Origin of the sequence: Ligilactobacillus saerimneri (assembly GCF_036689625.1) — a bacterium.
In the GTDB taxonomy this organism is placed as follows: domain Bacteria; phylum Bacillota; class Bacilli; order Lactobacillales; family Lactobacillaceae; genus Ligilactobacillus; species Ligilactobacillus saerimneri.
The window spans coordinates 320,406-329,601 of record NZ_CP144759.1; the positions used below are offsets into that span (position 1 = coordinate 320,406).

Below are 9,196 nucleotides of genomic sequence, written 5' to 3' on the forward strand. Positions count from 1 at the left end.
AATGGATTACAATGCAATGAATGGAATCGCTTTAGCATATATGGGCGATGCGATCTATGAAGTATATATTCGTGAACACCTCCTTAAAGGTGGTTTAACCAAACCCAATAAGTTACAAAAGTTAGCTACACATTATGTGTCTGCCAAAGCACAAGCATTTTTGATTGAAAAGATGAAGGCAGCAGATTTATTGACTACCGAAGAAAAAGAGTTTTTTAAACGGGGACGGAATGCGAAGAGTCATACTAAAGCTAAGAATACTTCAGTGGGAACTTATCGAATTTCAACGGGGTTTGAAGCACTCTTTGGCTACCTTTTTTTAAGTGGACAGAAAGAACGTTTGGATGAACTAGCCCAATGGTGTATCACAACAGTTGAAAAAGAAGGGAAGTAACGTATGGGTAAACAACTTAAAAGTGACTTTGTAATTGGGCGTCATCCCGCCCAAGCAGCATTAAAAAGCCAACAGCCGATCAACAAGGTGTTTTTACAATCTGGGTTGAAGGCAGATGTTTTAAAAGAAATCGAAAAGCAAGCTAAGCAACGGGGGATTATTGTTTCTTGGGTTCCCAAGACTAAGTTAGACACCCTGGTTGACCACCAGAACCACCAAGGAGTGGTAGTGGCAGTGGCACCGTATGAGTATGCTAGCATTGATGACCTGTTTGCGGTAGCAGCTCAGCGCGAAGAAGATCCTTTTTTCTTGATTTTGGATGGAATTGAGGATCCACATAATTTGGGATCAATCATGCGAACAGCTGATGCTGCTGGCGTGCATGGAATTATCATCCCTAAGCGGCGGGCAGTTCAACTGACTGCAACCGTAGCGAAAACTTCGACTGGGGCGATCGAATATATGCCAGTGGCACGGGTGACGAACTTGGTTCAAACTGCTAAAGAGCTTAAACAAAGAGGGCTATGGCTGTTCGGAACTGATATGCAGGGAACTGATTATCGTAAGTGGGATGCTCATGGACCAGTAGCTTTAGTTATTGGCAATGAAGGTAAAGGAATCTCGCCGTTATTGAAAAAGAATTGTGATGAAATGTTAACAATTCCGATGGTTGGTCATGTTCAATCACTCAATGCCAGTGTGGCAGCTAGCCTGTTGATTTACCAAGGATTTACCTCGCGGGGGCGGTAATCATGATCAAGAAGAATATTCTGATAGTTGATGCATACAACATGATCGGGAATTGGCCAGAATTGGATCGCCTAAAGAAAGCTGATCGGTTAGAAGAAGCGCGCGATCAATTATTGCATATTCTTTCCAATTATAAGCGTCAGACAACATATGATATCATCGTAGTGTTTGATGCGATGTATGTTCCAGGACTATCGCGTAGCTACGAGCAATATGATTTGCGGGTAGTTTGGACAGCAGAAGAACAGACAGCAGATTCTTATATCGAATCGTTAGCTGGAGAACTCCAAAATGCCCTGACGCAAGTGACGGTAGCTACAAGTGATCAAGCTGAGCAGTGGACTGTTTTTGCCCAAGGAGCAATGCGGGTGCCGGCGTGGGAGCTATATCAAAATATCAAACGGGCTAAACATGAGGTGCGGCAGCAAGCGCGGCAATATCAAGATGAGGCCTCGGTTCGGCGTTCACCCTGGGATCAAGAGCAACTGGATAAATTAGCTGCATTACGGGATGAGTTGTCACAAAGGTGATTTGACAGGTGACTTTTGCCCGTGCTAAAGTTGGAAAGAATAGAGAGTTAAGAAAGCGAGACAAAAATGGCAAATAAGAGAAAAGTCGCATTGGCTTGTTCTGTTTGTGGTTCCCGCAATTATACAGCGACAGAGAATCCAAATCGAACAGACCGGTTGGAGATCAAAAAGTATTGTAAGTATTGTGGCAAGCATACTTTACATCGAGAAACTAAATAGAGCTGGTTGACAGGAGGGGTGAGAATGAAGTTTTTTAAGAGCGTGGCCAAAACAATGAAGGATACAACCTGGGAAACAGGTCGAGAACTATCACGGGATACTACTACAGTAGTGGTTATGTCGTTATTCTTTATTGCGTTTTTCGCCTTAGTTGATTATGTGGTCTTATGGGCATTACAGTTTGTCGGTTAATTAATATCCTGGTGTATTGCAGCAGAGTTTGCTATAATACCTGGGGTGGTAAAACTTCGGGTGTAAATTCGGGGTTTTTTTATTTTGGCAGATTGTAAAATTTAAGTTGAACATTTTAGTGGACAGAAAAACCCATAAAGGTCTTTAATGGTGTCGTTACAACATTCCATTAGAAAGAAGGACCTTTATGGGCACCACTATCTTATCATTTTCAGACCGCATTGTCATCGAAACGCTTCGTCATGAAAAGCGATCTCTTCGATATATCGCTGATTACCTGGGCTTTAGTAAGACTACTATCTTTAATGAAATTCACCGGTTAAAGGGTGAATACCATGCGACTAGTGCGCAAGCCGACCACGAAACTAAACTTAGTTATCGTGGTCGTAAATGCTCATTAACGGCTAACCTCAAGCGACTAATCGAAGACAAGATCAAGATTCAGAAATGGTCAATTGAACAAGTAGCCCATGTGGTTAGGATCGCCTACAAGACTATCTATAACTGGGTCGATCAAGGACTTCTAGATATTCGGATGACTGATTTACCTGACCATGGTATTCGTCGTAAGCGTGCTAAAGAAACCCGTGGGACTTTCAGTCATGGTCGTTCGATTGAAGATCGTCCAGCTGAAGCTTCTGATCGTAATATTGCAGGCCATTTTGAAGCTGATACAGTTTTATCTGGCAAGCGCAAAGGTCAAGCAGTAGCCACGTTTGTCGAACGCAAGAGTCGCCTTACTATCGTTAAACGGCTTGGTGGACGAGATAGCACTTCAATGACTAAGGCTATCCTTGAGTTAGCTAATCAATTAGGAACTAATCTCAAGACACTGACGGTTGATCACGGGAAAGAGTTCGCCAACTACCAATCAATTGAGAAAAATACCGGCGTGCCGTTGTACTTTGCCCATGCTTATTCTCCGCATGAACGTGGTAGTAATGAGAATCGTAATCGAGTGTTACGGCGATTTATTCCTAAGGGTCAGCCAATTGAAGAGATTAGTGATGATGAATTGATTCAGATTAACTGGTATCTGAATTCACGGCCACTCAAATGTTTGAACTGGCGAACTCCAATTGAGATCTTTTTGCTTAATCTGCGTCATTAAATTTGTTCAAGTTATTTATTGCAATCTACCTTTTACATAAAATTAATTTAAGGAGAATGTTACATGGTTGAATCAGCGGAAAAGAAATGGTACGTTTTACACACTTATGCTGGCTACGAAAACAAGGTTAAAACTAACCTTGAATCACGGGCACAGTCTATGGGGATGGCAGACTATATTTTTCGGGTAGTTGTTCCGGAAGAAGAACGCATCGAAACAACTAAGACGGGAAAGGAAAAAGTCGAAATGTCCAAGACTTTCCCAGGTTATGTTCTAGTAGAAATGGTAATGACTGACCGCTCATGGTTTGTTGTACGGAATACTCCAGGGGTTACCGGTTTCGTAGGCTCTCACGGGTCAGGAAGCAAACCTGCGCCACTATTGGATGAAGAAATTGATGAAATCTTGAGTCAATTAGGGATGAAGTCAAAAGTGGTTAACTTTGCTGGTAATATTGGAGATGCAGTGAAGATTGTCGATGGAGCGTTTGAAGGCTTAATTGGCAAAATTATTGAAATTGACGAAGAAAAGATGAAGTTAAAAGTTACGATCGATATGTTCGGTCGGGAAACTGCAACTGAATTAAACTTTGATCAAGTGGAAACTTTGGTTTGATCAACAAACTAAACTGATATAGGAGGATGGTACTATGCAGAAACGTCAGCTCGTAGGATGGGGTGGTTTGGCATTAGGAGCATCCTCCTTTTTAGTAGCACGGTGGCATCAATTCGGGACGGTAGAGCGTTTAAGCGGGGGCAAGCCAACTGGCAGTCCGATTCCAACGTTATTTATTCACGGCTATGCTGGAACCAGATTATCAACTGGTCCGTTAATTCGCAGGTTGGCGAAGCGGGGCTGGGGGCAAAAGACGGCTGTGGTGCGGATTAAAGATAAGCAGCATTTTAAAATGATCGGTGATCCCAGCTTGCCTGGTTCAATGGTCCAGGTGTTGTTCACTAACAACCGCCTAAATATTATGGCTCAGACTATGTGGCTGTATCATTTGTTAGCAGTTCTTCACTGGCGTTATCGGATTGACCGCGTCAATATTGTGGCTCATTCGATGGGGGCAGTGACTGTCTTACGGTATTTGATGTTATATGGGCAGAATCCAGCTGTCTCGTTGGTCAATAAAGTTGTTATGCTAGGGGGACCTTTTAATGATACCGACCCGGGAAAAAACACATTCCCTATTGAAGACTACCCCTTAACTGTTAATGGGCCAAGTAGACAAACGCCGTTGTACCAATGGTTTGCGGATCATCAACAATGGATTGATCCGCGAACGCAATTTTTAAATATTGCGGGTGATATTGGTCATGGGCGCCATTCAGACGGCATAGTGGCAGTAAATTCGGTATTAGCTTTGCGCTATTTATTGCCACCAGCTAATTATTACGAACAAGTAGTAGTGACAGGGTGCCGGGCAGCCCACTCGCTGCTACATGAAAATAAAGAAGTTGACCAACTAATTGGTCATTTTCTTTTTAAAAGATGAGTTTTCACCTTTGAAAAGGATATTGCACAGAACAAATGAGTGTGCTATATTATTCAAGTATGCTTTAGTGCATACACGTGGGAGACCAAATTTACATGGTCATCCGTACCACACACGGACTTTAAGGAGGTATTACCGTGGCTAAAGAAGTAGTAAATGTAGTTAAATTACAAATTCCTGCTGGTAAAGCTACTCCAGCTCCACCAGTTGGTCCTGCATTGGGTCAAGCAGGTATTAACATTATGGGATTCACAAAGGAATTCAACGCACGTACAGCTGATCAAGCTGGTATGATTATTCCTGTTGTGATTAATGTTTACGATGATCGTTCATTCGATTTCGTTACTAAGACTCCACCTGCTGCAGTTTTACTTAAGAAAGCTGCTGGTGTTGAAAAGGGTTCTGGCGAACCTAACACAAAGAAGGTTGCTACTGTAACTTCTGCTCAAGTTAGAGAAATCGCTGAATCAAAGATGCAAGATCTAAACGCTGCAGATGTTGAAGCTGCTATGCGCATGATTGAAGGTACTGCACGGAGCATGGGCTTCGTTGTTGAAGACTAATTCTTTAACACGGGTTTTTGCTTCTCAGACGGACACTTTACGAAAGTAAGCGTGTCAAGTGGGAGGTTTATCCGATAGACCACATATTGCAAGGAGGAAATACACTAATGGCAAAGAAAAAGAGTAAGAAGTATTTAGAAGCTGCTAAGCAAGTTGAAGCTGGCAAGCAATACGAAGCTAAAGAAGCTATTGAATTGGTAAAGAAGATTGATTTTGCTAACTTTGATGCAACTGTTGAAGTAGCATTCAATTTGAACCTTGATACTAAGCAAGCTGACCAACAATTACGTGGTGCTGTTGTTTTACCTAACGGTACTGGCCGTGACCAAACTGTTGTTGTTTTTGCTAAGGGTGCTAAGGCTGATGAAGCTAAGGCTGCTGGTGCAGACTTCGTTGGTGACGATGACTTGGTTGCTAAGATCCAAGATGGTTGGTTGGACTTCGATGTTGCAATCGCAACACCAGATATGATGGCCCAAGTAGGTCGTTTAGGTCGGGTATTAGGTCCTAAGGGCTTAATGCCAAACCCAAAGACTGGTACAGTTACTATGGATGTTAAGAAGGCCGTTGAAGATTCTAAGGCTGGTAAGGTAACTTACCGGACTGACCGTGACGGTAACGTCCACGTACCATTTGGTAAGGTATCATTCGATACTGAAGCATTACTTGGTAACTTTAACACTATCTACTCAACTATTGCTAAGTTACGTCCAGCTGCAGTTAAGGGTATTTACATGAAGCACGTTTCTGTTGCTTCCACATTCGGCCCAAGTGTAACTGTGGACACAACTACTTTATAAGATAGTTTATAAAAAAATGCTTGACCTTAACTGGGTTTAATGTTAACCTAGTTAAGGTCAATTTTTTAATTATGATTCTACCGAAGACTCAGGTGGCTCACGCCTTAAACATTGCCTGCCGAGGAGTATATTATTTGTACCTCTCTCTGTGTCTTGGTGGACATAGGGTTTTTTATTTTTATAGAGAACTCTGACACAATGACTAGGAGGTGAATCAAAGTTATGAGTAAAGAAGTTATTGCCAAAAAGGCTGCACTGGTTGATGAAGTTGTTGAAAAGTTTGCTAACGCTTCATCAGCAGTTGTTGTTGACTACCGTGGTTTAACGGTAGAAGAAGTAACTGAATTACGTAAGCAATTGCGTGAAGCTGGCGTTGAAATGCGTGTTATCAAGAACACTTTCTTGAAGCGTGCTGCTGACAAGGCTGGTTACGAAGGACTTGACGATGCATTCGTTGGCCCAACTGCTGTTGCTTTCGGTTCAGATGATGCTACTGCACCAGCCCGGATTTTGGTTAAGTTTGCTAAGGATCATGACGCTTTGACTGTTAAGGGTGGTATGATCGAAGGTAAAGTTGTTACTCTCGAAGAAATCAACGAACTTTCCCAACTTCCAGATCGCGATGGTATGCTTTCAATGCTGCTTTCTGTATTGCAAGCACCAGTTCGCAACTTTGCTTACGCTGTCAAGGCTGTTGCCGACAAGGGCGAAGAAGACGCTGCTTAATGCAGGTTGCGTAAGTACAACATTTTAGATATATAATTACCAAATATTGGAGGAATAAAACAATGGCATTAGATACAGAAAAGATCATTGCTGACTTAAAAGAAGCTAGCATTCTTGAATTAAACGACTTAGTTAAAGCTATCGAAGAAGAATTCGGTGTTTCTGCTGCTGCTCCTGTTGCAGTTGCAGGTGCTGCTGGTGGCGACGCTGCTGAAAAGAGCGAATTCGATGTTGAATTAACTTCTGCAGGTTCTGCAAAGGTTAAGGTTATCAAGGCAGTTAAGGACATTACTGGTCTTGGCTTGAAGGATGCTAAGGGCTTAGTTGACGGTGCTCCTTCCGTACTTAAGGAAGGCGTTGCTAAGGACGAAGCTGAAGAAATGAAGGCTAAGTTAGAAGAACTTGGCGCATCAGTTACTCTTAAGTAATTAACGCACTAAAGTAATAGCGCTGGAAGCGAGTTTCGTTTCCAGCGCTATTTTTTATGATTTTGTATTAAAATTAGGTAGTGCGCTTATTTATCAAAGCCCCAAGATGGTTAAAATCCCTCTTAAGATGAGTGCGAGAGGGATACTGATGAGAATTGATAACAAGTGAGCAAGGATAAAGTAGAGAAGTAAAATTAAGATTGAAAACCACTACCACTTTGACCATGCTTTCCTGGCTGTGGCTGTAACAAGTCCAAAATAAATTTTTACGCGAGGGTCAGCTGCTTCATTTTCACTGGCTAAGGTATCGATAACTTGGAGAGGTACTGCTAATTTGGATGACAATATAGCTACAAATACGAATGGAAAAACTAACCGTGAAAAAAGTTCAATTCACGAACCAGCAGCAAAGGGAAGACTATTGATAATACTGTGGATATAAAATTATAGTGTGGAAAGAATCCACACATGATGATAGGACATAAAAGAAATAAAAATCTCGTGTAAAACTAGAAGCACAAAATAGGAAACTATTTTCCTAATAGTGTCAGCTATTTTTTTCGGACGCATACGTAACCTCCTAACAAAAAATTACATATATATTTATATCAAAAAAGATGATATATCAATCTAAAAGCACAAAAGAAAGTAGGAACTAATATGCAAAATCGTTATGTCAAACCCCAGAATGTTAAAGAAGCGATGATAATTATCCAAGACTTGTTCAACAAGTATCGGCATGAACCGTTGACGAATGAGTTACTCCGGTACCATCAAAATTTAACTAATCGGTTACAAACTGATATTTACCAAGCAGCCCAACTAGAAGGAAATGATTTTCAAACTAAACAGTTAGCTGGCATGATCACGGCGATGCAGGACTGGACGCGGCTAAAAGTTGCTGGGCGCCCGTTTCGGGGGAAAATGAAGAATTTTAAATTGGTCGAACAAAAACACCAAAAAATCAAACGTGTAACCCGGAAAGGGCGCGCGGGGCATAAATATCATGTTGCGCATCATTAGACGCAGCAATGATAAGAGGCTGGTCGTTACCGGTCTTTTTTGTTCGCACTTAGCTATTACAAAGTATAGTAAATTAAAAAAACAAACTAATAATTAATATTAAAATCAAACTTGTAAGTGCTGGGTCACACTGGTGGCCGTCTTACTATGGACGTTAAGAATTACTTCGACTTTGGAAGTCCGTTCGACCAAAGTCATAACGGCGTCCTGATGTCCTTTACCCTGGACGGTGTCGGCTTCAAGGTGGCCGAATTCACGGTTAAAGTTGGGAAAGTCGATAGCCCGTTGGTGAATGCTTTGGACAAGTTGACCAGCCTTCCCCCGCCGTTCTATGTAACCATTGGGGCGACGTTTGCCTTTCATCGGCAAAGTCCGCACATCAAAGGTACCCCACTCAAAAAGGCGGTAAAGCGTCCGCATACTACAGCTGAGTGGCCGTTCAGCGCGTCCCATAATTGTGTCTGGCGTCCAGCTTTGAGACACTTTGGCTTTGATATAAGTTACCTCATCAGTGGGCAATTGAATGGCCTTCCGACCGCAATGAGTCTTGTTTTTACGATAGTGTTGGCAATACTCTTGGAGCGTGTGGCCGGCGGCCAGAAAGCGATAAACTCGGTAGACGGTTTCTAAGCTCCGGTGCAAAAGTTTGGCGGCCCGGTAGGCTTTTACTCCTTGGTCACGAAAATTAGCGATCATCGTTAGTTCGTCTATGGTAAGATGATGGTAGGTCATTTGTGGTGTCCTTTCTTTTGATGTATAGGTATTCAAAAGTCTACCACAAATGGCTTTTTATTTTTCTAACTTAATTTTATAATTATATATAAATACGGTTACAAAGCTAGTATTTATAAATGTAATTTTTGCAACAGAACCTAGTAAAGAGAAGCGTGTTCTAGGTTAAAAACTGTTCAGAAAAATGGGAGAAAGGAAAGTATCGATCTTTAAATGTAGTTAGCCGACTA

General features: G+C 41.9%; 13 protein-coding genes, 1 pseudogene and 1 other annotated feature. Of the genes and pseudogenes, 13 read left to right on the top strand and 1 reads right to left on the bottom strand.

Features of this window, described 5'->3' with window-relative positions; all coding sequences use genetic code 11:
• Position 1 precedes the first annotated feature (1 nt).
• From V3C97_RS01500 to V3C97_RS01560, 13 genes are all read left to right on the top strand, one after another.
• Positions 2 to 394, top strand: a complete 393-nt coding sequence (locus tag V3C97_RS01500; protein WP_009553260.1) for a Mini-ribonuclease 3 — start codon at positions 2 to 4, stop codon at positions 392 to 394.
• A 3-nt stretch (positions 395 to 397) separates the two neighbouring features.
• Positions 398 to 1,144 carry a 23S rRNA (guanosine(2251)-2'-O)-methyltransferase RlmB gene (gene rlmB / locus V3C97_RS01505; protein WP_216543677.1) on the top strand — a complete coding sequence of 249 codons (747 nt, stop codon included), beginning with the start codon at positions 398 to 400 and terminating at the stop codon, positions 1,142 to 1,144.
• A 5-nt stretch (positions 1,145 to 1,149) separates the two neighbouring features.
• The gene (locus V3C97_RS01510) at positions 1,150 to 1,674 is read left to right on the top strand and encodes an NYN domain-containing protein (RefSeq protein WP_027826944.1); all 525 of its coding nucleotides are present in this window, start codon (positions 1,150 to 1,152) and stop codon (positions 1,672 to 1,674) included.
• Positions 1,675 to 1,740: 66 nt separating this feature from the next.
• On the top strand, positions 1,741 to 1,893 hold the full coding sequence (gene rpmG / locus V3C97_RS01515) for a 50S ribosomal protein L33 (protein ID WP_081654795.1): 153 nt from the start codon (positions 1,741 to 1,743) through the stop codon (positions 1,891 to 1,893).
• A gap of 24 nt (positions 1,894 to 1,917) precedes the next feature.
• Complete coding sequence (gene secE / locus V3C97_RS01520) at positions 1,918 to 2,085, top strand: preprotein translocase subunit SecE (protein WP_027826945.1); 168 nt, start codon at positions 1,918 to 1,920, stop codon at positions 2,083 to 2,085.
• A gap of 187 nt (positions 2,086 to 2,272) precedes the next feature.
• Complete coding sequence (locus tag V3C97_RS01525) at positions 2,273 to 3,196, top strand: IS30 family transposase (protein ID WP_003709292.1); 924 nt, start codon at positions 2,273 to 2,275, stop codon at positions 3,194 to 3,196.
• 63 nt (positions 3,197 to 3,259) lie between these two features.
• Complete coding sequence (nusG, locus tag V3C97_RS01530; protein WP_009553250.1) at positions 3,260 to 3,811, top strand: transcription termination/antitermination protein NusG; 552 nt, start codon at positions 3,260 to 3,262, stop codon at positions 3,809 to 3,811.
• 34 nt (positions 3,812 to 3,845) lie between these two features.
• Positions 3,846 to 4,694 (top strand): alpha/beta hydrolase, encoded by an 849-nt coding sequence (locus V3C97_RS01535; RefSeq protein WP_338434309.1) that lies wholly within the window; start codon positions 3,846 to 3,848, stop codon positions 4,692 to 4,694.
• Positions 4,695 to 4,831: 137 nt separating this feature from the next.
• Positions 4,832 to 5,257 carry a 50S ribosomal protein L11 gene (gene rplK, locus V3C97_RS01540; RefSeq protein ID WP_009553245.1) on the top strand — a complete coding sequence of 142 codons (426 nt, stop codon included), beginning with the start codon at positions 4,832 to 4,834 and terminating at the stop codon, positions 5,255 to 5,257.
• A 107-nt stretch (positions 5,258 to 5,364) separates the two neighbouring features.
• Positions 5,365 to 6,057, top strand: a complete 693-nt coding sequence (rplA, locus tag V3C97_RS01545; protein WP_009553243.1) for a 50S ribosomal protein L1 — start codon at positions 5,365 to 5,367, stop codon at positions 6,055 to 6,057.
• A 62-nt stretch (positions 6,058 to 6,119) separates the two neighbouring features.
• Positions 6,120 to 6,241 (top strand) — a sequence feature (ribosomal protein L10 leader region).
• A gap of 38 nt (positions 6,242 to 6,279) precedes the next feature.
• Positions 6,280 to 6,783, top strand: coding sequence for a 50S ribosomal protein L10 (gene rplJ / locus V3C97_RS01550; RefSeq protein ID WP_009553241.1), 504 nt, complete (start codon positions 6,280 to 6,282; stop codon positions 6,781 to 6,783).
• Positions 6,784 to 6,845: 62 nt separating this feature from the next.
• Positions 6,846 to 7,211 carry a 50S ribosomal protein L7/L12 gene (gene rplL, locus V3C97_RS01555; RefSeq protein ID WP_009553239.1) on the top strand — a complete coding sequence of 122 codons (366 nt, stop codon included), beginning with the start codon at positions 6,846 to 6,848 and terminating at the stop codon, positions 7,209 to 7,211.
• A 660-nt stretch (positions 7,212 to 7,871) separates the two neighbouring features.
• Positions 7,872 to 8,234, top strand: coding sequence for a hypothetical protein (locus V3C97_RS01560; RefSeq protein ID WP_278838585.1), 363 nt, complete (start codon positions 7,872 to 7,874; stop codon positions 8,232 to 8,234).
• Positions 8,235 to 8,348: 114 nt separating this feature from the next.
• On the opposite strand, the pseudogene V3C97_RS01565 reads toward V3C97_RS01560, so the two are convergent.
• Positions 8,349 to 8,966: pseudogene (locus V3C97_RS01565) on the bottom strand (IS30 family transposase); the annotation flags it as partial.
• Positions 8,967 to 9,196: the final 230 nt, after the last annotated feature.